At 58.2% G+C, this 24,070-nt stretch carries 26 protein-coding genes; 18 read left to right on the top strand and 8 right to left on the bottom strand.

Translation table 11 applies throughout. The features are described from left to right. Positions 1-232 precede the first annotated feature (232 nt). From ACR0JX_RS19200 to ACR0JX_RS19115, 18 genes are all read left to right on the top strand, one after another. Complete coding sequence (locus ACR0JX_RS19200; protein ID WP_480545396.1) at positions 233-448, top strand: DUF1127 domain-containing protein; 216 nt, start codon at positions 233-235, stop codon at positions 446-448. Positions 449-650: 202 nt separating this feature from the next. After that, complete coding sequence (rplO, locus tag ACR0JX_RS19195; RefSeq protein ID WP_480545394.1) at positions 651-1,124, top strand: 50S ribosomal protein L15; 474 nt, start codon at positions 651-653, stop codon at positions 1,122-1,124. Between the two features lie 109 nt (positions 1,125-1,233). Next, entirely contained in the window at positions 1,234-2,598 is a 1,365-nt protein-coding gene (secY, locus tag ACR0JX_RS19190; RefSeq protein WP_170531614.1) for a preprotein translocase subunit SecY, read from the top strand. After that, positions 2,595-3,170 carry an adenylate kinase gene (locus tag ACR0JX_RS19185; RefSeq protein ID WP_480545392.1) on the top strand — a complete coding sequence of 192 codons (576 nt, stop codon included), beginning with the start codon at positions 2,595-2,597 and terminating at the stop codon, positions 3,168-3,170. The genes secY and ACR0JX_RS19185 overlap by 4 nt, the downstream gene beginning before the upstream one ends. 202 nt (positions 3,171-3,372) lie before the next feature. Beyond that, positions 3,373-3,741: a 30S ribosomal protein S13 gene (rpsM, locus tag ACR0JX_RS19180; RefSeq protein WP_008757392.1), complete on the top strand. Its 369-nt coding sequence runs from the start codon at positions 3,373-3,375 to the stop codon at positions 3,739-3,741. A 15-nt stretch (positions 3,742-3,756) separates the two neighbouring features. Next, positions 3,757-4,146, top strand: coding sequence for a 30S ribosomal protein S11 (rpsK, locus tag ACR0JX_RS19175; protein WP_008757289.1), 390 nt, complete (start codon positions 3,757-3,759; stop codon positions 4,144-4,146). A 114-nt stretch (positions 4,147-4,260) separates the two neighbouring features. Beyond that, positions 4,261-5,277 (top strand): DNA-directed RNA polymerase subunit alpha, encoded by a 1,017-nt coding sequence (locus ACR0JX_RS19170; RefSeq protein WP_010437127.1) that lies wholly within the window; start codon positions 4,261-4,263, stop codon positions 5,275-5,277. Between the two features lie 130 nt (positions 5,278-5,407). Further along, a complete protein-coding gene (gene rplQ / locus ACR0JX_RS19165) occupies positions 5,408-5,827 on the top strand; it encodes a 50S ribosomal protein L17 (protein ID WP_170334079.1) in 420 nt (139 codons plus the stop codon). Positions 5,828-5,969: 142 nt separating this feature from the next. Continuing rightward, the gene (locus ACR0JX_RS19160; RefSeq protein ID WP_480545390.1) at positions 5,970-7,355 is read left to right on the top strand and encodes a trypsin-like peptidase domain-containing protein; all 1,386 of its coding nucleotides are present in this window, start codon (positions 5,970-5,972) and stop codon (positions 7,353-7,355) included. Positions 7,356-7,359: 4 nt separating this feature from the next. Beyond that, the gene (locus tag ACR0JX_RS19155; RefSeq protein ID WP_480545388.1) at positions 7,360-8,673 is read left to right on the top strand and encodes a replication-associated recombination protein A; all 1,314 of its coding nucleotides are present in this window, start codon (positions 7,360-7,362) and stop codon (positions 8,671-8,673) included. Positions 8,674-8,767: 94 nt separating this feature from the next. Further along, positions 8,768-9,574, top strand: a complete 807-nt coding sequence (locus ACR0JX_RS19150) for a crotonase/enoyl-CoA hydratase family protein (protein WP_480545386.1) — start codon at positions 8,768-8,770, stop codon at positions 9,572-9,574. A gap of 67 nt (positions 9,575-9,641) precedes the next feature. After that, entirely contained in the window at positions 9,642-10,685 is a 1,044-nt protein-coding gene (locus tag ACR0JX_RS19145) for an RluA family pseudouridine synthase (RefSeq protein ID WP_480545384.1), read from the top strand. Next, entirely contained in the window at positions 10,682-11,353 is a 672-nt protein-coding gene (locus ACR0JX_RS19140; RefSeq protein WP_480545382.1) for an HAD-IA family hydrolase, read from the top strand. The genes ACR0JX_RS19145 and ACR0JX_RS19140 overlap by 4 nt, the downstream gene beginning before the upstream one ends. 3 nt (positions 11,354-11,356) lie before the next feature. Then, on the top strand, positions 11,357-12,064 hold the full coding sequence (locus ACR0JX_RS19135; RefSeq protein WP_480545380.1) for an ATP12 family chaperone protein: 708 nt from the start codon (positions 11,357-11,359) through the stop codon (positions 12,062-12,064). 207 nt (positions 12,065-12,271) lie between these two features. Further along, positions 12,272-13,288: an amino acid ABC transporter substrate-binding protein gene (locus tag ACR0JX_RS19130; protein ID WP_480545378.1), complete on the top strand. Its 1,017-nt coding sequence runs from the start codon at positions 12,272-12,274 to the stop codon at positions 13,286-13,288. A gap of 122 nt (positions 13,289-13,410) precedes the next feature. Then, positions 13,411-14,643 (top strand): amino acid ABC transporter permease, encoded by a 1,233-nt coding sequence (locus ACR0JX_RS19125; protein ID WP_353010789.1) that lies wholly within the window; start codon positions 13,411-13,413, stop codon positions 14,641-14,643. Positions 14,644-14,646: 3 nt separating this feature from the next. Further along, positions 14,647-15,945 carry an amino acid ABC transporter permease gene (locus ACR0JX_RS19120; protein ID WP_480545376.1) on the top strand — a complete coding sequence of 433 codons (1,299 nt, stop codon included), beginning with the start codon at positions 14,647-14,649 and terminating at the stop codon, positions 15,943-15,945. A 12-nt stretch (positions 15,946-15,957) separates the two neighbouring features. Continuing rightward, entirely contained in the window at positions 15,958-16,749 is a 792-nt protein-coding gene (locus ACR0JX_RS19115) for an amino acid ABC transporter ATP-binding protein (RefSeq protein WP_280922860.1), read from the top strand. Between the two features lie 46 nt (positions 16,750-16,795). Here ACR0JX_RS19115 and ACR0JX_RS19110 read toward each other — a convergent pair whose 3' ends face one another. The 8 genes from ACR0JX_RS19110 to yidC form a co-directional block, all read right to left on the bottom strand. Further along, entirely contained in the window at positions 16,796-17,293 is a 498-nt protein-coding gene (locus ACR0JX_RS19110) for a SixA phosphatase family protein (RefSeq protein ID WP_480545374.1), read from the bottom strand. After that, positions 17,290-17,964, bottom strand: a complete 675-nt coding sequence (locus ACR0JX_RS19105) for a ferredoxin (protein WP_480545372.1) — start codon at positions 17,962-17,964, stop codon at positions 17,290-17,292. Before ACR0JX_RS19105 ends, ACR0JX_RS19110 begins: the two co-directional genes overlap by 4 nt. A gap of 18 nt (positions 17,965-17,982) precedes the next feature. Beyond that, the gene (gene argB, locus ACR0JX_RS19100; RefSeq protein WP_480545370.1) at positions 17,983-18,846 is read right to left on the bottom strand and encodes an acetylglutamate kinase; all 864 of its coding nucleotides are present in this window, start codon (positions 18,844-18,846) and stop codon (positions 17,983-17,985) included. Between the two features lie 115 nt (positions 18,847-18,961). Further along, complete coding sequence (locus ACR0JX_RS19095) at positions 18,962-20,365, bottom strand: PepSY-associated TM helix domain-containing protein (protein ID WP_480545368.1); 1,404 nt, start codon at positions 20,363-20,365, stop codon at positions 18,962-18,964. A gap of 67 nt (positions 20,366-20,432) precedes the next feature. Beyond that, positions 20,433-20,801, bottom strand: coding sequence for a DUF2946 domain-containing protein (locus ACR0JX_RS19090; protein WP_480545366.1), 369 nt, complete (start codon positions 20,799-20,801; stop codon positions 20,433-20,435). Further along, on the bottom strand, positions 20,798-21,451 hold the full coding sequence (yihA, locus tag ACR0JX_RS19085; RefSeq protein WP_480545364.1) for a ribosome biogenesis GTP-binding protein YihA/YsxC: 654 nt from the start codon (positions 21,449-21,451) through the stop codon (positions 20,798-20,800). The genes ACR0JX_RS19090 and yihA overlap by 4 nt, the downstream gene beginning before the upstream one ends. Next, on the bottom strand, positions 21,448-22,185 hold the full coding sequence (locus ACR0JX_RS19080) for an MOSC domain-containing protein (RefSeq protein ID WP_480545362.1): 738 nt from the start codon (positions 22,183-22,185) through the stop codon (positions 21,448-21,450). The genes yihA and ACR0JX_RS19080 overlap by 4 nt, the downstream gene beginning before the upstream one ends. Beyond that, a complete protein-coding gene (yidC, locus tag ACR0JX_RS19075; protein ID WP_480545359.1) occupies positions 22,182-24,011 on the bottom strand; it encodes a membrane protein insertase YidC in 1,830 nt (609 codons plus the stop codon). The genes ACR0JX_RS19080 and yidC overlap by 4 nt, the downstream gene beginning before the upstream one ends. Positions 24,012-24,070 lie beyond the last annotated feature (59 nt).

Below are 24,070 nucleotides of genomic sequence, written 5' to 3'. Positions count from 1 at the left end.
AACGCAGATGGCCATCGAGCTGATCGGCAGGTCAGCTGCAAGTTACGTGCCAAAACGAATAGCAACCAGGCTAGGAACAAGCCAACCAGCGAAAGTTATTCGCAACACGCATAGCGGCTAGACCAAAACGCGCGTTGTTAGCGGTATCGACTATGCCTATCTGAGCCTTGTCCACAAAGGAACAAATGGAAACAACCGGGGAATACGCCTCGGCACAGAAAGGAATAAGAATATGGCACATACAGCTACACTGACACATGGCGGCTTCAACCTGAGCGCCCGTTTCGCGAACCTGGTTGAGCGCGTTAAAGCAGCCCGCGCACGCGCGGCGGAATATCAGCGCACCTACTCAGAACTGCAGCGTCTCACCAACCGTGAGCTGGACGATATTGGCGTCCGCCGTTGCGACATCGCGGATATCGCGCGTGAGCATGCGTACTGCTCCTAACAATACCGCACCACTCACAAAGAAAGAGGCGCCATTCGAGCGCCTCTTTTGCATCGCGCTCTAATTAACAACAAACCTTGCATCAAAGGCCGCGACGCTGTAGAGCGCTCCGGTGGATTTCCGTTCACGAGAATCAAAATCAAGAAATGCCGTGGTTGGCCCATCACGCTTCGGGGGTCACATCCGGCTAAGGAGAAGCGAAATGAAACTGAATGAATTGCGCGACAACCCCGGCGCAAACCCGAAACGCACTCGCGTTGGCCGTGGTCCGGGTTCCGGCAAAGGTAAAATGGGTGGCCGTGGTATCAAAGGCCAGAAATCCCGTTCGGGTGTGGCCATCAATGGCTACGAAGGCGGCCAGATGCCCCTGTACCAGCGCCTGCCCAAGCGTGGTTTCAACAAACCGAACCGCAAGGCATTTGCTGTTATCAACTTGGGTCTGATCCAGAAGTTCATCGACGCCAAGAAGCTGGACGCCAAAGCCGCGATCACCGAAGACGTGCTTGTTGCATCCGGTCTGGTTCGCCGCAAATTGGATGGCGTGCGTGTTCTGGCCAAAGGTGAAATCACCGCGAAGGTGAACCTGGAAGTGACCGGTGCTTCGAAAACTGCCATCGAGGCAGTCGAAAAAGCGGGCGGTTCACTGAAAGTCACAAAAGCTGCTGCGGCAGAGTAAGCGCTTGTGAGCGGGCCAAGACCCGCTTACATAGACGTCAGAGTTTTCCAAGACGCCGTCCGAGCCGGAAAACGGTTCCGGGCGGCGTTTGCATAAGAGAGACCGATTTATGGTATCAGCAGCAGAACAAATGGCAGCCAACACAAGCTGGGCTGCTTTGGGCAAAGCCACCGATCTGCGCAACCGCATCCTGTTCACGCTGGGTTTGTTGATCGTCTATCGCCTGGGCACTTTCATTCCGGTGCCGGGGATTGACGGGCAAGCGCTGCGCGAGTTCATGGAACAGGCGGGGCAGGGCATCGGCGGCATGGTTTCGATGTTCACCGGCGGGGCGCTGGGGCGGATGGGTATCTTTGCCCTCGGCATCATGCCTTACATCTCGGCCTCGATCATCGTGCAGCTGCTGACATCGATGGTTCCCGCGCTCGAACAACTCAAGAAAGAGGGTGAGCAGGGGCGCAAGAAGATCAACCAATACACCCGTTTTGGTACCGTGGCACTGGCCACCGTTCAGGCCTATGGTCTGGCCGTTTCGCTGGAATCGGGCGATCTAGCGACCGATCCGGGCCTGTTCTTCCGCATGTCCACCATGATCACGCTGGTTGGGGGCACCATGTTCCTGATGTGGCTGGGCGAACAGATCACCGCACGTGGCATCGGTAACGGTATCTCTCTGATCATCTTCGTCGGCATCATCGCCGAGGTTCCGGCTGCCCTGGCTCAGTTCTTTGCCTCTGGCCGTTCGGGCGCAATCAGCCCTGCTGTTATCGTTGGCGTGATTGTCATGGTGATCGCCGTGATCACCTTTGTGGTGTTCATGGAACGCGCGCTGCGCAAGATCCACATTCAGTATCCGCGTCGTCAGGCCGGTATGAAAGTGTATGAGGGCGGCTCCAGCCACCTTCCTGTCAAGGTCAACCCGGCGGGTGTGATACCGGCAATCTTTGCCAGTTCGCTGCTGTTGCTGCCGGTGACGATCTCGACCTTCTCGGCGGGGGCCACCAACGGCCCGATCATGTCGTGGCTGCTGGCCAATTTTGGCCCCGGGCAGCCGCTCTATCTGCTGTTCTTCGCGGCAATGATCGTTTTCTTCGCCTATTTCTACACGTTCAACGTGTCGTTCAAACCGGATGATGTGGCGGACAACCTGAAGAAGCAAAACGGATTTGTGCCGGGTATACGCCCGGGCAAAAAGACCGCCGAGTATCTGGAATACGTGGTCAATCGCGTGCTGGTTCTGGGCTCGGCCTATCTGGCAGCGGTCTGTCTGCTGCCGGAGATTCTGCGGAACCAGTTTGCCATTCCGTTCTATTTTGGCGGCACCTCGGTTCTGATTATCGTCTCTGTGACCATGGATACCATCCAACAGGTACAGAGCCATCTTCTCGCGCACCAATACGAAGGTCTTATCGAAAAGTCCCAATTGCGCGGTAAAAGCAAGAAACGCGGTAGGAAGGGACCCTCTCGTCGATGAACATTATTCTTCTTGGCCCCCCGGGGGCGGGTAAAGGGACGCAAGCCTCCCATCTGGTCAATACACGCGGCATGGTTCAGCTGAGCACCGGTGATATGCTGCGCGAAGCCAAAAGCAGCGGTACCGAAATGGGTAAGCGCGTAGCTGAAGTGATGGACAAGGGCGAACTGGTTACGGATGAGATCGTAATCGGCCTGATCCGAGAAAAGCTGGAGCAGGGTGCCGAAGGTGGTTTTATTTTCGATGGCTTTCCCCGGACCCTGGCGCAAGCAGATGCACTGGGCGCATTGCTGGCCGAGAAGGGTGAGACACTGGATTTCGTGATTGAGCTTCAGGTGGATGACGAAACGCTGGTGCAGCGCATCGTCAACCGCGCCGAAGAAGCCCGCGCCGCTGGTCAGCCTGTACGCGCAGATGACAACGAAGACAGCGTACGCATACGCCTGATGGAATACTACAAAAAGACCGCTCCGTTGATTGGCTACTATCACGCCAAGGGCGATTTGCGCCCGGTGGATGGTCTCGCGGATATCGGCGATGTCACAGCCTCAATCGAGGCCGTGCTGGGTTGATTGAATCAAGGGGCTTGACGGCCCCTTCAAAACCCCATATCGACCCACATCCCTATGGGAATCACAATCGCGTGCGGGATTCGTCCCTGTCGCATCTAATACCTCGTACAAATGCTGGACCCTCTGGCCTCACTGCCACGGTCAAGTGTTGTGAAAAAAGGTTCTGGAGCTACGGAACCGCAACAAAAAAGGAAAGTGAAACGTGGCACGTATTGCCGGCGTAAACATCCCGACTGCAAAGCGGGTACCAATCGCCCTTACATATATCACCGGTATCGGAAACACTTCGGCCAAAGCGATCTGCGAAGCCGTAGGCATTGAAGCGCACCGTCGCGTCAACGAACTGTCCGACGCCGAAGTTCTGGCCATCCGCGAGCACATCGACGCGAACTTTACCGTCGAAGGTGACTTGCGTCGTGAAGTTCAAATGAACGTCAAGCGCCTGATGGACCTGGGCTGCTACCGCGGTCTGCGTCACCGCCGCAACCTGCCGGTTCGCGGTCAGCGCACCCACACCAACGCTCGTACCCGCAAAGGCCCCGCAAAGGCCATCGCTGGTAAGAAGAAATAAGGGAGGGTCTGACTGATGGCACGTGATAAGACTCGCGTTAAGCGCAAAGAGCGTAAGAACATCGCATCGGGCGTCGCCCATGTGAACTCGACCTTCAACAACACCAAGATCCTGATCTCGGACGTACAGGGCAACGCTATTTCGTGGTCGTCTGCCGGTACCATGGGCTTCAAAGGGTCGCGGAAATCGACACCCTACGCCGCTCAGATGGCTGCAGAAGACGCAGGCAAGAAGGCGCAGGAACATGGCGTCAAGACGCTGGAGGTCGAAGTTCAGGGCCCCGGTTCGGGTCGTGAATCGGCTCTGCGTGCGCTGGCTGCCGTGGGCTTCAACATCACGTCGATCCGCGACGTGACCCCAATCGCTCACAACGGCTGCCGCCCGCCGAAGCGCCGCCGCGTCTAAGCGATTTTGAATTCAGCTGGGGCTGCGTTTCTGCGCGGCCCCAGCATGTCATTTTGAACCTCGGGCGTCTGCACCTTGTTGGTCATGGGGCGCGGACAGGAATGGAGGGATTACATGATCCACAAGAATTGGGCAGAATTGATCAAGCCGACTCAGTTGGACGGCAAGCCGGGTAACGATCCCGCACGTCAGGCAACCCTGGTTGCCGAGCCGCTGGAGCGTGGCTTTGGTCTGACCCTGGGCAACGCGCTGCGCCGTGTTCTGATGAGCTCGCTGCAAGGCGCGGCCATCACCAGCGTTCAGATCGACAACGTCCTGCACGAGTTCAGCTCGGTTGCGGGCGTACGTGAAGACGTCACCGACATCATCCTGAACCTCAAAGGCGTGTCGCTGCGCATGGAAGTCGAAGGCCCCAAACGCCTGTCGATCAATGCCAAAGGCCCCGCAGTTGTCACCGCTGGCGACATCAGCGAAAGCGCCGGCATTGAGGTTCTGAACCGCGATCACGTCATCTGCCACCTGGACGATGGCGCCGACCTGTTCATGGAACTGACCGTCAACACTGGCAAAGGCTATGTCTCGGCTGAGAAGAACAAGCCCGAAGACGCACCCATCGGCCTGATCCCGATCGACGCGATCTATTCGCCGGTCAAGAAGGTTGCCTATGACGTTCAGCCGACCCGTGAAGGTCAGGTTCTGGACTATGACAAGCTGACCCTGAAGATCGACACCGACGGTTCGATCACTCCGGAAGACGCGCTGGCATTTGCCGCACGTATCCTGCAGGATCAGCTGTCGATCTTCGTCAACTTCGACGAGCCGGAATCGGCTGGCCGCCAGGACGAAGACGATGGTCTGGAGTTCAACCCGCTGCTGCTGAAGAAAGTGGACGAGCTGGAACTGTCTGTCCGTTCGGCAAACTGCCTGAAGAACGACAACATCGTTTACATCGGCGACCTGATCCAGAAGACCGAAGCCGAGATGCTGCGCACCCCGAACTTCGGCCGCAAATCGCTGAACGAGATCAAGGAAGTGTTGTCCGGCATGGGGCTGCACCTCGGCATGGATGTCGAGGACTGGCCGCCCGACAACATCGAAGATCTGGCGAAGAAATTCGAAGACGCGTTCTAAGCGCGTCTTCCCCAATGCCCGGCCCGAATTGGGACTATCCGGGGACAATATGGGCACTTCCGCCCCAAGGAGAGCCGGTGACACGCATCGCCGGCCAGACAAAGCAAAACGCGAAAGAAGGAACTAGAAAATGCGTCACGCACGTGGTTACCGCCGCCTGAACCGTACTCATGAGCACCGCAAGGCTCTGTTTGCGAATATGGCTGGCTCGCTCATCGAGCATGAACAAATCAAAACAACTCTGCCCAAGGCAAAAGAACTGCGCCCGATCATCGAAAAGCTTGTCACTCTGGGTAAGCGCGGCGACCTGCACGCCCGTCGTCAGGCCGCCGCACAGCTGAAAGAAGACAAAGACGTCGCGAAGCTGTTCGAAGTTCTGGGCCCCCGCTACGCCGAGCGTCAGGGTGGTTACGTCCGTATCCTGAAAGCCGGCTTCCGCTATGGTGACATGGCCCCGATGGCGATCATCGAATTTGTTGATCGTGACGTCGACGCCAAAGGCGCAGCTGACAAAGCCCGCGTTGCCGCTGAAGAAGCTGCAGAAGAATAAGTCGATCCATCGATCTGACTGACAAACCCCTGCGTCCCGGACGTGGGGGTTTTCTTTTTCCCGGGGGCCGCCAAGGGTCCTGCGCTTGCAATACCGGCTGTCTGGCCGCATATCCTACGGGTCTCTGAAGATTGAGGTCGGAATGCTTCGCGCCACAGTATTAGCTTTCTCCATTTTGTCGGCATCCTTTGCCACGGCCGAAACACGGGTTCCGCAATCTCAGGCCGAAATCAGCCTGGGCTTCGCACCTGTTGTGAAACAGGCAGCCCCGGCGGTTGTGAACATCTATGCCAAGATCATCCGGCAGGGACGCAGCAATTCCTTGTTCTCGGACCCGTTCTTTCAGGATTTCTTCGGCGGTAGTTTTGGCGCACCGCAGCCACGCGTGCAGAACTCGCTGGGCTCTGGCGTGATCTTGTCTGGCGATGGGTATGTCGTTTCGAACTTCCATGTAGTTGGCTCGGCGACCGAAATCCGTGTGGTGACGACCGACCGGCAAGAGTTCTCGGCGACGGTCGTCCTGGGGCATGAGGAAAGCGACATCGCGATCCTGCGCCTGGAAGATGCTTCCGACCTGCCCCACCTGAACCTGCGCGATTCCGATCAAGTTGAGGTCGGCGAACTGGCGCTGGCCATCGGCAACCCGTTCGGCGTTGGGCAGACCGTGTCCTCGGGCATCATTTCGGGGCTGGCGCGCACCGGGACGGCCACGGGCAATGCACGGGGCTATTTCATTCAAACCGACGCAGCGATCAATCCAGGCAATTCCGGTGGTGCTCTGATCGATGTGAACGGCGACCTGATCGGGATCAACACCTCGATATTGACCCGGTCGGGTGGCTCGAACGGGATCGGATTTGCGATACCGGCCAATCTGGTGGCGGAATTTCTGCGGCAAGCGCAAGACGGCAATGACATTTTCATCAGCCCATGGGCCGGGATCACCGGCCAGCACATGAGTGCTGATATCGCCGAGTCGTTGGGTCTGGCTATCCCATTGGGTGTCGTAATCTCGAACCTGCATGAGCTTAGTCCTTTGGCAGAAGCCGGATTAAGGGTTGGCGATGTCGTGACCCATGTGGACGGGGATGAGGTGAACTCTCCCGCTGAAATGAAGTTCCGTATGTCCGTTGCGGGTGTTGGCGGGACATCGATCCTGACCCGGCTACGCGGCGATGAGAGTGCCGAGGTCGAAGTTGCGCTGATTCAAGCGCCCGAAACACCGGATGCCGAGAAAACGACTACGACCGAAGACACCGTGCTGCCCGAATTGACGATTGCACGGGTCAATCCAGCGGTGGCATCTGATCTGGGCCTGCGCATGTCGCAAACGGGGGTCGTTGTTGTTGACCCCGGCCCGTATGGCGCGCGTGCTGGTCTGCGCGCCGGTGACATCTTGGGGGAAATCAACGGTGACAGGATTGAGCGCCCGCGCGATGCGGTTCGTGCCCTGACCGATCCCGGACGTCGGGTGCAAATCACGCTAGAGCGTGATGGGCGCTCTTTATCCTTGCGGTTCAGGCTCTAGGCGCATGAGCGATCTGTTCGACACCGGAGGTTCAGATCCTGCGCCAGCCAAGCACCGTCCGCTGGCAGACAGGCTGCGGCCGCAGACACTGGCCGAGGTCATTGGGCAGAAACAGGTGCTGGGACCGGAGGCGCCCCTTGGGGTGATGCTGACCTCAGGCAGCCTATCCAGCCTCATCTTCTGGGGGCCGCCGGGTGTTGGTAAGACAACGATTGCCCGATTGCTGGCGCAGGAAACCGACCTGCATTTCGTTCAGATCAGCGCAATATTCACCGGGGTTCCGGACCTGAAAAAGGTGTTCGAAGCTGCCAAGATCCGGCGTCAGAATGGGCAGGGCACGTTGTTGTTCGTTGATGAGATTCATCGGTTCAACAAAGCCCAACAGGACGGGTTTCTGCCCCATATGGAGGATGGAACCATCCTGTTGGTTGGGGCAACGACCGAGAACCCTTCGTTCGAACTGAATGCCGCTGTGCTCAGCCGGTCTCAGGTGCTGGTGCTTGAGCGGCTGGGTTTGGCTGATTTGGAGCGGTTGACACAGCGCGCGGAAAAGGAACTGGGCAACGCGCTGCCTTTGACGCCCGCTGCGCGGGATGCGTTGCAGGAAATGGCAGACGGGGACGGGCGGGCCCTGCTGAACCTGATCGAACAGGTGACGGCCTGGACGGTGGATGCGCCGCTGGACCCGGATGCATTGTCGACGCGACTGATGCGCCGGGCCGCGAAATACGACAAATCGGGTGATGAGCACTACAATCTGATTTCGGCGTTGCATAAATCCGTGCGGGGCTCGGACCCGGATGCTGCGTTATACTGGTTTGCGCGGATGTTGGCCGGAGGTGAAGACCCGCGCTTCTTGGCGCGGCGTATTACCCGGATGGCGGTCGAAGATATCGGACTGGCCGATCCACAGGCGCAGGCCGTTTGCCTGCAGTCTTGGGAAACCTACGAACGGCTCGGTTCACCCGAAGGGGAACTGGCCCTGGCACAGGCACTGATCTATCTGGCGCTCGCGCCGAAGTCTAACGGGGCCTATGTGGGCTACAAGGCTGCGATGCGGTTGGCTAAGAAAACCGGCAGCACACCACCGCCCAAACACATCCTGAACGCGCCGACATCGCTGATGAAGGATCAGGGATACGGTGCGGGCTACGCTTATGATCATGACGCCGAGGATGGGTTTTCTGGCCAGAACTACTTTCCCGACGGCGCGGAGCGGGAGCTGCTCTATCAACCGGTTGAACGCGGGTTTGAGCGTGAGTTGAAGAAGCGGTTGGACTATTTCGCCAAGCTGCGCAAACAGCGCGACAGCGGATAACGCAGGGTCAATTTCGCGCTGCTGTAGCGTTATAGGCGACAGGAGGCGCGCGTCCGGTTTTCCTAAGGTCAATGACCATGAGGGAGGACATGTCATGCCCGTTTCCATAGACAAAACCAAAGACGTTTGGACCATCATCCATGACCGGCCCGAGGCGCGGAACGCTGTTGATCCGGATCATGCGAAGGCTCTGGTGGATGCGTTTCTTGAGTTCGAACACGGCTCCGCAAAGGTTGCTGTTTTCTGGGGGAAGGGAGGCAATTTCTGTGCCGGGTGGGACCTGAAGCTGGCTGCCAGTCTGTCGGACCCGGAACTGGGTGAGGTCTATTACGAAAAACACAGCTTTCCTATTGGATCCGCCACCTCGACACTCGGGCCAATGGGGCCATCTCGACTGGAATTGTCAAAGCCAGTCATCGGAGCAATCGAAGGTGCAGCCGTCGCCGGTGGGATGGAGTTGGCCTTGTGGTGCGACATACGGGTGATGGCTGAGACGGCCTACCTTGGGGTTTTTTGTCGCCGTTGGGGAATTACTCTGATGGACGGCGGCACAGTTCGCTTGCCGCGCTTGGTTGGGCAGGGCAAAGCACTTGAGATCGCTCTAACCGGGCGCAAGGTTGAGGCTGAGGAGTGCTATCGGATCGGGTTGGCAGAGAAAGTAGTGCCGCATGGAGAAGCGCGGGCCGCTGCCGAGGCCATGGCCTGCGACATCGCCCGTTTCCCGCAAGAGGCTGTGCGGGCCGACAGGCGCTCGATCATCGAAACGCGTGGGATGTCAGTGCGTGATGGGCTTAAGGTTGAATGGGCCAACGGTCTGGAAGCGATCCGGCGGGAGGGTACCGCAGGCGCAGAGCGGTTCCGAGACGGGGCCGGGCGACATGGGGATTTCTTGAACATCTGAAACGCCTACGATTGCTTGACTCTCGGCCCGTTGCAGGCGACAGACGCCCTGTGCGAAGGGCAATGACATGAGCGGTGTTCAGATGATTACGGTCGCTGAGGGCGACGGAGATCAGCGGGTCGACCGTTGGTTGCGCCGTCTGTTTCCGCATGTCAGCCAGGGGCGCATCGAAAAAATGTGCCGCAAGGGTGAACTGCGCGTGGATGGCAGCCGCGCCAAGGCCTCGACCCGGCTGGAGGTGGGGCAAGTTGTGCGCGTGCCGCCTTTGCCTGATGCGGATCACAAACCGGTCGAGGTGAAACGACGCGTTTCCGATGCGGATGCAAAAATGATCCAGTCCTGCGTGATCTATCGCGACGATCACGTCTTGGCGCTGAACAAGCCGCACGGCCTGCCGGTCCAGGGTGGCAGTGGCCAGACGCGCCACGTGGACAGCCTGTCCGAGGCTCTGCGTTTTGGCTATGAGGAGAATCCTCGACTTGTCCATCGGTTGGACAAGGACACCTCGGGTGTTTTGCTGCTGGCCCGCACGCGCGAGGCCGCCAAAGGGCTGACTGCTGCGTTCCGCCACCGCGACACACGCAAAATCTATTGGGCATTGGTTGCTGGTGTGCCGACGCCTTATCTGGGCGAGATTAAGACGGGTTTGGTTAAGGCATCGGGGCATGGCAAACGGGGCGAGGGTGAAAAGATGATCCCCGTCCATATGGGCGACATCGACAGCACACCTGGTGCGAAACGTGCCCACACGCTTTACGCCACGCTCTACCGTGTTGCAGGTCGTGCCGCCTGGGTCGCAATGGAGCCAATTACAGGCAGAACCCATCAACTGCGCGCACATATGGCTGCGATCGGGCATCCGATCATCGGAGATGGCAAATATGGCGGATCTGGTCAGGAGAACCTTGGTGATGGCTGGGGCGCGCAACTGGGCGGGATTATCAGCAAGAAACTGCATCTGCACGCACGCAGCGCGTCGTTCCAGCATCCAGTGACGCGCAAGCCGATCACAATCGAAGCACCATTGCCCGAGCATATGAAACACAGCTGGGACACGTTTGGCTGGACCGAGGATCTGGCCTTGGATGACCCGTTTGAGGAACTGCAATGAGCACACCCTTGCGGTTGGTGCTGTTCGATGTCGATGGCACTCTGGTCGACAGTCAGGGCAGCATCGTCCATTGCATGATCACGAGTTTTCAGGACGTTTCAGTCCCCGCTCCGTCGCGTGAGGCGATCCTGTCGATTGTGGGCCTATCGCTGCCGCAGGCGATTGCGCGGCTTGCGCCGGAGCAGTCCGACACGGTGCGGACGCAGTTGGTCGAGGGCTACAAGCAGGCCTTCCACGCGTATCGATTGAACCTTGGGGCGGCCAGTTCGCCGCTTTATCCCGGTGCGCGCGCGGCGATTGAGGCCTTGCATGCGGTGCCGGACATCCTGCTGGGTGTGGCGACCGGCAAGTCAAAGCGGGGATTGGATGCGTTGATCGAGGCGCATGGGCTCGAAGGGTATTTCGTCACGCGTCAGGTTGCAGATCATCACCCGTCGAAACCGCATCCTTCGATGGTTCAGTCCGCCTTGGCCGAAACCGGGGTTGAGGCCCTGAATGCCGTGATGATCGGGGATACCAGCTATGACATGGATATGGCTGCCGCAGCAGGGGTGGCCGGGATCGGTGTCGATTGGGGCTACCATGATCGATCTGCATTGAACGCGGCTGCCTGCGTTATTGAAACCTTCGACCAGTTGCCTGAGGCGCTGGCCCATATCTGGAACTGACACATGAGCGATTGGAAACCGAAACGCTTTTGGACGCACAGTGCGGTGGTCAAGGTCGATGGTGGGCATACGGTTGAGCTGGATGGGCGCCGGGTCAAAACCCCTGCAAAACAGGCGTTGATTCTGCCCACAGAGGCCATGGCCAAGGAGATCGCCGCCGAATGGGACGCGCAAGAGAAAGAGTTGGATCCCGCCACCATGCCTTACACGCGTTCAGCCAATGCTGCAATTGATAAGGTTCGAACCCAGCATGGCGAAGTGGCTGCGATGTTGTCCGACTATGGGGATTCCGATCTGCTGTGCTATCGCGCAACGCATCCTCAGGCGCTGCAAGACCGTCAAGTGGCCGAATGGGACCCGGCCTTGGATTGGGCCGCTGAAACCCTGTCAGCCCGGTTGGTCCCGGTGTCAGGCGTCTTGCACAAACCGCAATCCGAAGACGCGCTGGCGCGGCTGCGGCAACGGGTTCATGGGATGGATGCGTTTCAATTGGCTGCATTCCATGACCTGGTGAGTCTGTCGGGATCGTTGATTCTGGGCTTTGCAGCTGCCTTGAATTGGCGCGAACCGGATGAGATTTGGCGCATTTCGCGTCTGGACGAAGACTGGCAGATCGAACAATGGGGCCATGATGACGAGGCCCACGCCGCAGCCGAGACCAAGAAAGCGGCCTTTCTGCATGCTAAATCCTTCTTTGATCTATCGTTTTGATCGCTCTCGGCTAAAAAACTGGCCGTGTTAACGCTGCCGTAGGGTGTGATAAATCGATTTCCATGATCGGGCACTTGACGTTTGTTTATGAATGCGACCAAACTTGTGCCCACTAAAGGGGAGACACCTTTGGGGTAACCTTACCGGCATCCACTTTGCCGGATAGAGCCGTCCCGCAAAGGGGCGGAAAATCAGGAAGAGGTAAAAATGAAAAAATCCGTAATCTTGGGCGCGGCAACAGTTGCCGGTCTGGCCGCAAGCGCTGCAGTGGCGGGTACTATCGATGACGTCAAGGCGCGCGGTACTCTGAACTGTGGTGTGACCACCGGTCTGGTTGGCTTTGCGGCACCAGATGCGAATGGCGAATGGAAAGGCTTTGACGTCTCGCTGTGCCGTGCGGTTGCAGCCGCAGTTCTGGGCGATGCCAGCGCTGTTGAATTCGTGCCGACCACCGGCAAGACGCGCTTTACCGCGCTTGCATCGGGTGAGATCGACATGCTGGCCCGTAACACCACTTGGACCTTCAGCCGCGACGTTGACCTGAAATTCGAATTCACCGGTGTGAACTACTATGACGGTCAGGGCTTCATGGTTCCCAAGGCACTGGGCGTAAGCTCGGCCAAGGAACTGGACGGCGCAACCGTCTGCATCCAGACCGGCACCACAACCGAGCTGAACCTGGCCGATTTCTTCCGTGCCAACAACATCAGCTACGAGCCGGTTCCGATCGAAACCAACGCCGAAGCGCAGCAGCAATACCTGGCTGGCGCATGTGACGTTTACACCACCGACGCTTCGGGCCTGGCCGCAACCCGCGCCACGTTCGAAAACCCTGGTGACCACGTCCTGCTGCCCGAAATCATCTCGAAAGAGCCGCTGGGCCCGCTGGTCCGTCACGGCGATCACGAGTGGGGCGATGTTGTCCGCTGGACCCTGAACGCGCTGGTCTCGGCTGAAGAGCTGGGCGTGACCTCGGCGAACATCGACGAGCTGGCAGCTGGCACCGACAACCCGGAAGTGAACCGTCTGCTGGGCACCGAAGGTACCCTGGGCGAGATGCTTGGTCTGGACGCACAGTGGGCCATGCGCGCCATCAAGGCGGACGGCAACTATGGTGAAGTGTTTGCCAAGAACATCGGTGAAGAAACTCCGATCGGTCTGGCACGCGGCCTGAACGCACAGTGGACCGAAGGCGGTCTGCTGTACTCGCCGCCTTTCCGCTAAGACATCCATGGGAAAGGGCGTGGGGAAACCTGCGCCCTTTTCTTTCATAACTGCTGCGGACGCTACAGAGCGGGGAATACCTCGCCGGGGTTTAAAGTCCGCAAGCCACGGGGATTCCATATATGTCGACTATGACTGACCCACCGAAAGCTGATTTTCGGTTGTCGATGCTCATTAACGATACCCGCTACAGATCACTCACATTCCAGGTGATTGCGGCCATCGCTATTGCGCTATCCATTTGGTATCTGGGCAACAACCTGATCCAGAACCTTCGGGCCGCAGGGCTCAATATCTCATACACTTTCCTTGGCGATGCCGCCGGATATGACATCAACCAGCGTCTGATCGAATATGACAGCCAGGCCTCGCATGGCCGTGCTGCTGTCGTTGGGATCCTGAACACGCTGCTGGTGGCCTTTCTGGCCTGTATCACGGCCACGGTATTCGGTGTGATCGCGGGTGTTTTGCGCCTGTCCAACAACTGGCTCGTTTCAAAACTGATGGCGGTGTATGTCGAGATTTTCCGGAACATTCCGGTTCTGATCTGGATCATCATCATTTTCACCATCATGACAGCCGTGCTGCCGGGGCCACGCGCCTTCCGGGGTGAAGATCCAACGTCGACGATGCTGTTTGACGCGTTTGCCTTCACCAACCGGGGTGTCTATGTTCCGCGGCCGGAATTCACGAATGCGTTGTTTGGCTCAACATTGCTAAGCTGGCTTCTGGTGATAGCGGGCCTTGTCGGGTCCTGGTTTGCCTCACGTGAGATTGAAAAACGCGCGGCGTTGAAGCAGGAACAAACAGGTGAACGACCGCAGACGCTTCTGGTGAAACTGGGCGTTTGGCTTGTTCCTTTTGTGGTTCTGATGGTCCTGATGGGGCTGACCTGGAATATTCCAGAGCTCAAGGGCTTTAACTTCAGTGGCGGTATCAAAGTTGGTGGTCCGCTGATCGCCCTATGGTTTGCCTTGTCGATCTACACCGGTGCCTTCATCGCCGAAAACGTGCGGGCGGGTATTCAGGCGATCAACAAAGGCCAGACCGAGGCCGCAGCGGCGCTGGGCTTGCGTCCGGGTCGGATCATGAACCTTGTGGTTCTGCCTCAGGCATTGCGGGTGATCATCCCGCCGCTGATTTCGCAGTACCTTAACATCACCAAGAACTCGTCGCTGGCGATTGCCGTGGGTTACGCGGATATCACCGCAACCTTGGGCGGTATCACGCTGAACCAGACAGGTCGCGCGATCGAGTGTGTTCTGCTGCTGATGCTGTTCTACCTGACAGCCTCGTTGCTGATCTCGATGGTGATGAACCTCTACAACGCATCCGTCAAGTTGAAGGAGCGCTGAGCCATGGCTGATCAATCAACAAATCCGATCGCTTTCGTGGCAGACGGGAATATTCCTGAATCGCCACCTCCGGCCAACCAAACCGGCGCCGTCAAATGGCTGCGGGATAACCTGTTCTCGGGTGTTGCAAACACAGTCCTAACCGTTCTGTCGCTGATCCTGATCTACTTGTTGCTGAAGAACACTCTGCCGTGGATCCTGAACGGAGTCTGGAACGCGAACTCTCTGGCCGAATGCCGGGAGATTCTGGCGGGTAAGACAGGGGCGTGTTTCGCCGTTCTGACGGAACGCTGGCCGCAGCTGATCTATGGGTTCAAATACCCTGCTGATGCCTATTGGCGCCCAAATCTGGCCTTTGTGCTGATGCTGGTTGCCTTCGCGCCTGTGCTGTTCTTCGACCTGCCGCGCAAGATGCTGATCTTTACCGGCCTCTATCCCTTCATTGCCTTCTGGCTGATCTGGGGCGGTACGATCCTGGCCCCGTTGGTGGCATTGGTCGGCTGTGTGGCCGCTGGCGCCGTGTTCCAGAAGTTCGGCAAGAACAGCTTTGCCGCTGGATTCTTTGGCGCCATCGTTGTCGCGTTGGTCGTCTGGAACGTGGGCGGGGCTCTGATCCCGGAAGGGGCGTCAGAGGATGCTTGGCTGACCTATGTGCCTAGCCGCGATCTGGGTGGCTTCATGCTGAATATGATGCTGGGCGTAACCTGCGTGTCCCTGTCGGTGCCGCTGGGCATTGCCTTGGCGCTGGGCCGTCAGTCCGATATGCCGCTGATCAAGTGGGTCTGTGTCATCTTCATCGAGTTTATCCGTGGCGTGCCTCTGATCACGCTGCTGTTTGTGGCTTCGGTGATGCTGGCCTACTTCTTCCCGCCTGACAGCACGGTCGATCTGTTCCTGCGCGTTGTGATCATGATCACCATGTTCTCAGCCGCCTACATCGCCGAGGTGATCCGCGGCGGTCTGGCAGCGCTTCCACGCGGACAGTACGAGGCAGCAGACAGCCTTGGTTTGGATTACCCTCAGGCGATGCGTCTGATCATCCTGCCGCAGGCTCTGAAGATCTCGATCCCCGGTATCGTGAACGTGGCCGTTGGTCTGTTCAAGGACACCACACTGGTTTCGGTCATCTCGATGTTCGACCTGGTGGGCATGATCCGGGGGCCCATCCTGGCGTCGACCGAATGGAACGGCGTCTATTGGGAGCTTCTGGGCTTTGCCGCGCTTCTGTTCTTCGTCGTCTGTTACGGCATCTCTCAATATTCTCAGTGGCTCGAGCGTCGCCTTGCCACAGATCATCGTTAAGGAGTTCAACACATGTCTGAACTTGCAGTAGAACGCGAAATCGACCGCTCGAAGATGCAGGTGAGCGACGAAGTCGCCATCGAAATCAACGGCATGAATAAGTGGTACGGGTCTTTCCACGTACTGCGTGACATCAATCTGACCGTCAACCAAGGCGAGCGGATCGTAATCGCGGGCCCGTCCGGTTCGGGCAAATCCACCCTGATCCGCTGCCTGAACGCGCTGGAGGAACACCAGCAGGGCAAGATCGTGGTGGACGGGATCGAACTGTCGAATGACCTGAAAAACATCGACAAAATCCGGTCCGAGGTTGGCATGGTGTTCCAGCACTTCAACCTGTTCCCGCACCTGACCATTCTGGAAAACTGCACGCTGGCTCCGATCTGGGTGCGTAAGACGCCCAAGAAAGAGGCCGAAGAGCGCGCGATGCATTTCCTTGAGAAGGTGAAGATCCCCGATCAGGCGCTGAAATATCCCGGTCAGCTTTCAGGAGGTCAGCAGCAGCGTGTGGCGATTGCACGCTCGCTCTGCATGATGCCACGGATCATGTTGTTCGATGAACCGACATCGGCGCTTGACCCTGAGATGATCAAAGAGGTGCTAGACACCATGATCGAGCTGGCCGAAGAAGGCATGACCATGCTGTGCGTGACCCACGAGATGGGCTTTGCCCGTCAGGTCGCCAACCGCGTGATCTTTATGGATGCTGGCCAGATTGTTGAGCAGAATGAACCGGAAGAGTTCTTCAACAATCCGCAGAGCGAACGGACCAAGCTGTTCCTGAGCCAGATTCTGGGGCACTGATCCCAGAGAAACGAATAGAGAAGGCGGGGTTTGACCCCGCCTTTTTTCATGCCAGAAGCTCGCGCGGGATCGTAAAGCCCAGAACCAACCCGCTGTTCCAATTCACTTGCGCCCAGTCATCGCTTTCAAAGCGGATCACTGTCGTCGCACAGGTTGGGTAGTCGTAGAAGCGCGGGTGATCCGCTGGCTGGCGAGTTATGCGGTTGGCAAAGTCGGCAATGCCGGGGTTGTGCCCTAGCATCAGAACGGTGGGCTCGGTGGCCCCGGATAGCGCGTCTAGCATATCCTCCGGGCTCGCGTGATAGAGCGTGCGCAGAAAACGCACCGTATCAGCTTGCAGCCCCATCCGGTCCCAGGTTTCGCGCGTACGAGCTGCGGTGGAACAAAGCACCTCATCCGGCACCCAGCCATTGCTGCGCAGCCATTCGGCGATTGCCGGTGCGGATTTACGTCCACGTTTGTTCAAGGACCTGTCGTGATCCGGCAGCATTGGGCTGTCCCAACTGGATTTTGCATGGCGGGTCAGGATCAGCGTCAAGGTCATGACGGGTGAAATGCCTTCATATGATGGGCGGATTGTTCCGGGTCGCGCTTGGCCCCGGCATTGATCGGGCAGGACAGCCGCGCAAGACAGCCACCTGTCATACAGGTCTGGCCTTCAGGGGTGGAAAGGTGTTGGTGGCACGCATCCACATTGTAAAAGGTTTGATCGTTCAAGGCCCCCACCGGGCAGGTTTGCGCGCAAGGCGCAGGGCAGGTGGTGCAAGGAGATGTCCCTTCGGCTTTGGGGATGTCAAACTCCTGCACAAAATGCAGCGCGCCGCGAAATGAGATCATCATGCCCATAGTATCATGAACCAAGGCGCCAACAGGGCTACTGAAGGTTCGCCCGGATTTCAGTGCCCAATCGATGAATGGGGCATAGGGCGGGCCACCGAATGGGAAATGTGCCTGTGCCTGCATCTGCTGCGCCAATTGCCCAATCACGCGTAGAGACCAACTGTCTACCGGATCGTCGCCCTGCCATTCCGGCGCAGCTTTGAGCGTTGGCCAGAACTCTGGCCCCGCGCCCAGCAGGATCAACGTTCCCCCTTCAAGCTGCTTTGCGTCGGTCATATGCGGATGCAGTGCGCCCATGACAATCAGGCTGACCTGCTGCGCCGCGTGTTCAACGCGTTCATATGTGACCTCTGCGGAGTGTGCCTGGTCTGTCATATCCCCTCCGCGCTCAGATCAATCGGGCCGGATCAAAGACCCGGCACCGTGTTCGGTGAACAGCTCCAGCAGCACCGCATTAGGTGCGCGCCCGTCCAGAATGACCACCGCGCGAACGCCACTGTGCAAAGCGTCTAGCGCCGTTTCGGTTTTGGGGATCATACCGCCTGCAATCGTGCCTTCGCGGGTCATTTCGCGGATTTGACCGGCTTTCAACTCGGTGACCACGTCACCGGCCGCGTTTTTAACACCAGATACGTCGGTCAGCAGCAACAGGCGATCCGCTTTCAGGGCAGAGGCGATAGCCCCGGCAGCTGTATCGCCATTGACGTTGAATGTCTCTCCGTCCGTGCCAGCGCCCAACGGTGCGACGACCGGAATCACATCATGCGAGAACAAATCGTGCAGGACCTTCGGGTTCATCTCGGATGGGGTGCCGACAAAGCCCAGTGAGGCATCTGTCTGCTCGCAAGTCATCAGGTTGGCGTCCTTGCCCGACAGGCCCACTGCGGTGCCGCCCTGACGGTTGATCGCTTGAACGATGCGTTTGTTGACCAGGCCAGACAGGACCATCTCAACCACCTCAACAGTGGCTTTGTCCGTGACACGTTTACCATTCACGAAATCCGATTGGATATCCAGCTGCTTCAGCATCGCGTTGATCATTGGCCCACCGCCATGCACGACGACCGGGTTCACACCTACCTGACGCATCAGCACAACATCGCGTGCAAAGCTCTCCATCGCTTCGTCGCTGCCCATGGCGTGACCGCCCAGCTTGATAACAACGATGGCGCCGTCATAGCGCTGCAAATAGGGCAAGGCGCTATTTAGGGTTGCAGCAGTGGCGATCCAGTCCCGGTTCATGTCTCGTGTCTTCATTGGCTGTCAGTCCTTTGATCCACCCTGTTAGGGCGTTTGGACCGGGCTGCCAAGACCATACCGGGCAATTGCTGCAATCTGAGGCCGCGCCGGCTTGGCGCGGCCCGTGTTCAGCTCAGCTCATCGCGCGTTTCATCGCGGGAATGTTGCTGAGGACGAGCAAGTCAAAGGCAAGAACGGCCATTAGGGTCAAACCAACCAATGGGAAAGCCATGGCCGTGAACAACCCGATCAGAACAGCACCTTTCCAAAAGGGCAGTTCTGCCGGCATGGGTGGAGCGGCCAAACGGCCGGCTTTTTGCGGACGTCGCTTAACCCACATCACCACGCCCGAGACGCAGACAAAGATCACTGATAGGCAGAAAACCAGGTTCAGAACAAAGTTCCAAATGCCCATCAACCCCATATGCAACGGGATGCCAACAGCCATGGCCTTGCCCATCAGCGAATAGTCCGCATACTGCACATCGGCCAGGATTTTGCCTGTGTACTGATCCACATGTACGGTTCGATCGTTCACCGGGTCAGTTGAGTCACTGCTCATGCTGTCACGGTTCAGCGTCCAAACCCCCGCTTCCCCGCTGGGATAGGCCACCCGGAACCGCCCTGCCATGCCCAGAGCCGTGCCGAGTTCGACCAATGCGTCGATATCGACGCTTGCGCCCTCTGGCACGCCTGTGATCCCCACATTCGAACCCGAGGCGGGCATTGGGGTCTGTTCCAACGCCCAAGGGACATCGTTCTGATGCCCATGGTTCATGCTGGCGTGGGTTTCGTCCGATAGCGGAACATTGTCCCATTTCTCGGCGGGGAAACTGCTCCAGGGTTGGACAATCATGCCTCCCCAGACCCCGGCCCAAGACAGGCCAGAGATCAGGAATACGATCAGCAGAAGCGACATCCAGAAGCCAACCACAGCGTGCAGTGACTTCCAAAGCGTACGACCGCGCGCCTTCAGGTTCGGGACAAGGGCGGCCAGTGTATTGCCGCGGGGCCACCACAGATAAAGGCCGGTAAAGACCAGAACCAGACTCAGACCCGCAGCAATTTCAAGGATACGGTCACCGGTGGTGCCGATCAAAAGCGTTGAATGGATATTGTCCGCCAGATCGTACCAACCCGCACGGCGATCCCAGACTTCGATCACCTGACCGGCATAGGGGTCGACGGCAACCATACGGTGCCCGGCTTCGGTTTTGATGCGGAACACGGTGGCCAGATTTTCGGCCTTGGGACCGATCCATTCCACGACCTGACCGGGTACCTGGGCCGTCGCGACCTCGGCCTGCTCTGAAACGGGCAGGGTGGTGCCGTCAATCGTGACGCCGATCTTTTCGCCGTCACGTCCGTCGAACTGAGTGATAAACATCATCATCAAACCGGTCACGGCCAATATGATGAGGAATGGAATCACGAAAATCCCCGCGTAGAAGTGCCACCGCCAGGCGGCGAAGTAGAATTTTTGCGCAATTGTATCCTGCGCTTGGGCCGTGCCCGGATTTTGGCTATCGATTGCCATTAGAAAATCTCCATATGCAGACATGCCCCGCATGCGTGGCACGCAGGGTGAACAAGTGTTTGCTGTTTCAGGAGATTTGGGGTGGCCCGCGGGCGTCGTAGCGCGTGTAGAAACCAGCGCTGCGATGGGTGAAGTCCGAATGATCCCAGCGAGACTGAATGTGGAAGTCTGCCGGAACGATCATGGTGATCCCGGGGATATCTACGCCAGCTGTCAGTCCAGCGAAGGGGCACATTGTCCGCGTGTCGCTATCGTCATGAACCGGTTCATCCGCGTCTAGGTCGACCCATTGTTCAACTGTGCCTTCTCCGGTGCAGAGCACCAGCAGGATCTTGCCGTCAATGTCCTGCGCTGGCATCCAACCCTGCGGGATTGCACCGGTTGTCAGCAGTGCAAGCACGGTCAGAGCGCCTATGGCACGCAGGATCAGGGTCATTCGAGATGTGCAATTATAGAGCGGAGTGTTGGGACACCGTCACCCTTCTCGGACGAGGTCAGCACAATCTCGGGGTAGGCTGCTGGATGTTTGGACAGGGCCGTGCGGACTTGATCCAGCACATTTTCCCGATCTTGTGCTTTGACCTTATCGGCCTTGGTCATCACGCATTGAAAAGTCACCGCGCTCGTATCCAGCAACTTCATGATCTCATCGTCGACGGGTTTTACCCCGTGGCGTGAATCGATCAGCACGAAAGCCCGGCGCAGGGTTTGCCGCCCGCTCAGATATTGCTTGAGCAGCCGCTGCCATTTCTCAACCACCTTGACCGGAGCGTTTGCGTAGCCATAGCCGGGAAGGTCGACCAGATACAGCTCGGGTCCTTGGGTGAAAAAGTTGATCTCTTGCGTGCGGCCGGGGGTGTTTGAGGCGCGCGCCAGACCCTTGGTCCCGGTCAGAGCGTTGATCAGGCTGGATTTGCCGACATTGGACCGCCCGGCAAAACAGACCTCGAGCCTGTCAGGGGCAGGCAGGCCGTTCATGGCCACGACGCCTTTGACGAATTCCGACGGGCCTGCAAACAGCTTGCGCCCGCGCTCCAGCGAAATTTCATCTGGGTCTTCGGTTAGGGGAAAGGGCAGGGCGGTCATAGCACCTGAACCTTGTCATCCAGGCTGATCCTGCCGCCTTTGATCACCTCGGCATAGACGCCGAAATCCTGATGATCCCAGCTGTTCAATGCGCCCAGCGTGTCTGCATCCCGCTCGCCAGTTTCAGGATTGGCAGTAGTTGCCATACAGCGCACGATCCGTTCGCGCACATGCAGCACGGCTTCGCCAATCTGAACGTCCTTGCCCAGCCAATCGAATTCTTCCCACAGGGGCAGACCATCGAACCAGATATTGCCGCGCCAGCGTGCAATCGATAAATCCTGCGCCAGCTTCTGCGAAACTGCACGGTGCGAGGCCATGTTGCACAGGCTGATTGAGGGGTAGTCACTGTCGGTCATACCACGACCGGGAACACGAATGATCCGTGCCGAAGCCGCCCGGTCAGCGGGCATCAAAGGCTTCACCCAGTCCAGAAACACGTCTTGTTCGTTCTCCGGATCGAAGCGCAGATCGGGCCTGTCGGGATGGCTGAGGGTAAGGGTTTCCCCTTCAAGCTGAGCCGATATTGCCATCAGGCTGGGCGCTTTTGATCCACGGCTGAAATTGGCGCAGGGCACCCATTTTGATCCATCAGCCTTTGACGCCTCATGCGCGACTGCCCAAACGCGATCCCCGGGCATAGTCTGCCCGGGGGTCAACGTCACGTCAGTTAGGCTCTCCCGCCCATGGCTTTTGATGGGGTGTCGCCATATGCAGGTTACGGTGCCGGTCATTTGTCATCCGTCTTTGGCGTTCGCTTGAAGCCCGATTTGATATTGCCGAACACATCCGGCGTATATCCCTGGCTGCGCATGATCAGGTATTGCTGCGTGAAGGTTATGGTGTTGTTCGCGATCCAGTAGACGACCAGACCACTGGCAAACCCGCCCAGCATGAACATGAAGACCCATGGCATCCAGGCAAAGATCATCGCTTGGGTCGGGTCGGTTGGGGCCGGGTTCAGTTTCTGCTGCATCCACATCGAGATACCCAGTAGCAAGGGCAGGATACCGATGAAGATCAGTGCCATCAGGCTTTCGGGCGCAGGTGCGGCCCAAGGCAGCAGTCCAAAGAAGTTGAAGATCGAGGTCGGGTCCGGCGCGCTGAGGTCCTGGAACGGGCCGAACCATGGGGCCTGCCGCAGTTCGATGGTGACAAAGATCACCTTATAGAGCGAGAAAAAGATCGGGATCTGCATCAGGATCGGCAGGCAGCCCGCAGCCGGGTTCACCTTTTCCTTCTTGTACAGCTCCATCATGCCTTGCTGCATCTTCTGACGGTCGTCGCCTGCGGCTTCTTTCAGGGCCTCCATCTGCGGCTGCAATTCCTTCATCTTCGCCATCGAGACATAGGATTTGAACGCCAGCGGGAACAGAATGGCCTTGATGATCAGCGTCAGGCCGATGATCGACCAGCCCATATTGCCGATCAGCAGGTTGATATTGTGCAGCAGCCAGAAGATCGGTTTGGTCAGGAAGGCAAACCAACCCCAATCGATGCTTTCGATGAATTTCTGAACACCTTCGGCTTGGTATTCGCGAATGGTTTCCCACTCTTTTGCACCAGCAAACAGCCGCGTTGTGGTCTGTTCGGTCGTGCCCGGTGCTACTGCGATTGTCGGCAGCACCGTCTCGGTCTGGTAGATTTTGCGCCGAGCGTCGTATTTTGCAGCGGCCTTGAACGTCGCGCCTTCGGCAGGGATCAGGGTTGTCATCCAGTAGTGGTCTGTGAAACCAACCCAACCACCCTCTTTCACCTGAAAAACTTCGGCCTGCGCGCGTTCGTTCGGATCGATGTCGAAATCGCGCACATCGCCGTAGTCGATCTCATCCAGCACGCCATCGGCCATGACCATGGCCCCTTCATGCAGGATGAAGAAGTTTTTCAAGCCCGGCAGATCGCCATCCTCGCCAATGCCATGGCGCGCCAGAATGCCGTAGGGGGCCATGCTGACTTCGGACGCGGTGGCGTTTTCGACGGATTGGGTCACCGAGAACATGTAGTTGTCGTCGACAGAAATGGTGCGGCGGAAGGTCAGCCCGTTGCCGTTCTCCCACGCCAACGTTACCGGGCTGTCCGGGCTCAGGGTTTCACCCTGTTCCAACGTCCACAAGGTGTTGGGGCCGGGGACGTCTTCGCCCGAAACGCCCGCGCCCGGCGCCCAGCCATACAGCGCGTAGTAGGCAGAGTTTGACCCAACCGGCGACAGCAGCTCGACAATCGGTGCGTCTTCTTCGATCGAGACTTTGTAGTCTTTCAGGAACAGCTCATCGATACGTCCGCCCGACAGTGACAGGCTGCCTTTTAGGCGGGGCGTGTCGATTTCGACGCGCGGGGCCTGTTCTTCGGGTAGTGTGTCTTCGGCGGCGGCGGTAGCTTCACCTACGGTGCCACTTGCAGTTGCGCTGGGCGTCTGAATCTCGGCCTCATCTATTGCCGCGATCTCAGCATCCTCTGCCACAGTGCTGGGTTCCGGCGGAGGGAACAGCACGAACCAGACCAGGATCACCAGAAAGCTGAGCGCGGTTGCGAGGATGAGGTTCTTATTCTGATCGTCCATCTGGGACAGCCACCTTGAGCAGTGAAAGACACCCGCAGGGTTCAACAGAGTGCAGGCCC

Source organism: Ruegeria sp. AH7 (genome assembly GCF_056541325.1).
The sequence above is the reverse complement of the archived record's forward strand: the minus strand, read 5'-3'. Positions and strand labels throughout refer to the sequence as shown.

What these genes read in the sequence shown, in the direction of transcription:
- ACR0JX_RS19095 (WP_480545368.1), bottom strand. Translation starts at nt 20,365, where the DNA reads ATGGCAATCGATAGCCAAAATCCGGGCACGGCCCAAGCGCAGGATACA.
- ACR0JX_RS19155 (WP_480545388.1), top strand. Translation starts at nt 7,360, where the DNA reads ATGAGCGATCTGTTCGACACCGGAGGTTCAGATCCTGCGCCAGCCAAG.
- ACR0JX_RS19090 (WP_480545366.1), bottom strand. Translation starts at nt 20,801, where the DNA reads ATGACCCTGATCCTGCGTGCCATAGGCGCTCTGACCGTGCTTGCACTG.
- argB (WP_480545370.1), bottom strand. Translation starts at nt 18,846, where the DNA reads ATGAAGACACGAGACATGAACCGGGACTGGATCGCCACTGCTGCAACC.
- yihA (WP_480545364.1), bottom strand. Translation starts at nt 21,451, where the DNA reads ATGACCGCCCTGCCCTTTCCCCTAACCGAAGACCCAGATGAAATTTCG.
- ACR0JX_RS19135 (WP_480545380.1), top strand. Translation starts at nt 11,357, where the DNA reads ATGAGCGATTGGAAACCGAAACGCTTTTGGACGCACAGTGCGGTGGTC.
- ACR0JX_RS19200 (WP_480545396.1), top strand. Translation starts at nt 233, where the DNA reads ATGGCACATACAGCTACACTGACACATGGCGGCTTCAACCTGAGCGCC.
- ACR0JX_RS19080 (WP_480545362.1), bottom strand. Translation starts at nt 22,185, where the DNA reads ATGACCGGCACCGTAACCTGCATATGGCGACACCCCATCAAAAGCCAT.
- ACR0JX_RS19130 (WP_480545378.1), top strand. Translation starts at nt 12,272, where the DNA reads ATGAAAAAATCCGTAATCTTGGGCGCGGCAACAGTTGCCGGTCTGGCC.
- ACR0JX_RS19150 (WP_480545386.1), top strand. Translation starts at nt 8,768, where the DNA reads ATGCCCGTTTCCATAGACAAAACCAAAGACGTTTGGACCATCATCCAT.
- yidC (WP_480545359.1), bottom strand. Translation starts at nt 24,011, where the DNA reads ATGGACGATCAGAATAAGAACCTCATCCTCGCAACCGCGCTCAGCTTT.
- ACR0JX_RS19110 (WP_480545374.1), bottom strand. Translation starts at nt 17,293, where the DNA reads ATGACCTTGACGCTGATCCTGACCCGCCATGCAAAATCCAGTTGGGAC.
- rplO (WP_480545394.1), top strand. Translation starts at nt 651, where the DNA reads ATGAAACTGAATGAATTGCGCGACAACCCCGGCGCAAACCCGAAACGC.
- rplQ (WP_170334079.1), top strand. Translation starts at nt 5,408, where the DNA reads ATGCGTCACGCACGTGGTTACCGCCGCCTGAACCGTACTCATGAGCAC.
- ACR0JX_RS19120 (WP_480545376.1), top strand. Translation starts at nt 14,647, where the DNA reads ATGGCTGATCAATCAACAAATCCGATCGCTTTCGTGGCAGACGGGAAT.
- ACR0JX_RS19185 (WP_480545392.1), top strand. Translation starts at nt 2,595, where the DNA reads ATGAACATTATTCTTCTTGGCCCCCCGGGGGCGGGTAAAGGGACGCAA.
- ACR0JX_RS19115 (WP_280922860.1), top strand. Translation starts at nt 15,958, where the DNA reads ATGTCTGAACTTGCAGTAGAACGCGAAATCGACCGCTCGAAGATGCAG.
- ACR0JX_RS19170 (WP_010437127.1), top strand. Translation starts at nt 4,261, where the DNA reads ATGATCCACAAGAATTGGGCAGAATTGATCAAGCCGACTCAGTTGGAC.
- ACR0JX_RS19140 (WP_480545382.1), top strand. Translation starts at nt 10,682, where the DNA reads ATGAGCACACCCTTGCGGTTGGTGCTGTTCGATGTCGATGGCACTCTG.
- ACR0JX_RS19125 (WP_353010789.1), top strand. Translation starts at nt 13,411, where the DNA reads ATGTCGACTATGACTGACCCACCGAAAGCTGATTTTCGGTTGTCGATG.
- ACR0JX_RS19145 (WP_480545384.1), top strand. Translation starts at nt 9,642, where the DNA reads ATGAGCGGTGTTCAGATGATTACGGTCGCTGAGGGCGACGGAGATCAG.
- secY (WP_170531614.1), top strand. Translation starts at nt 1,234, where the DNA reads ATGGTATCAGCAGCAGAACAAATGGCAGCCAACACAAGCTGGGCTGCT.
- rpsK (WP_008757289.1), top strand. Translation starts at nt 3,757, where the DNA reads ATGGCACGTGATAAGACTCGCGTTAAGCGCAAAGAGCGTAAGAACATC.
- ACR0JX_RS19160 (WP_480545390.1), top strand. Translation starts at nt 5,970, where the DNA reads ATGCTTCGCGCCACAGTATTAGCTTTCTCCATTTTGTCGGCATCCTTT.
- ACR0JX_RS19105 (WP_480545372.1), bottom strand. Translation starts at nt 17,964, where the DNA reads ATGACAGACCAGGCACACTCCGCAGAGGTCACATATGAACGCGTTGAA.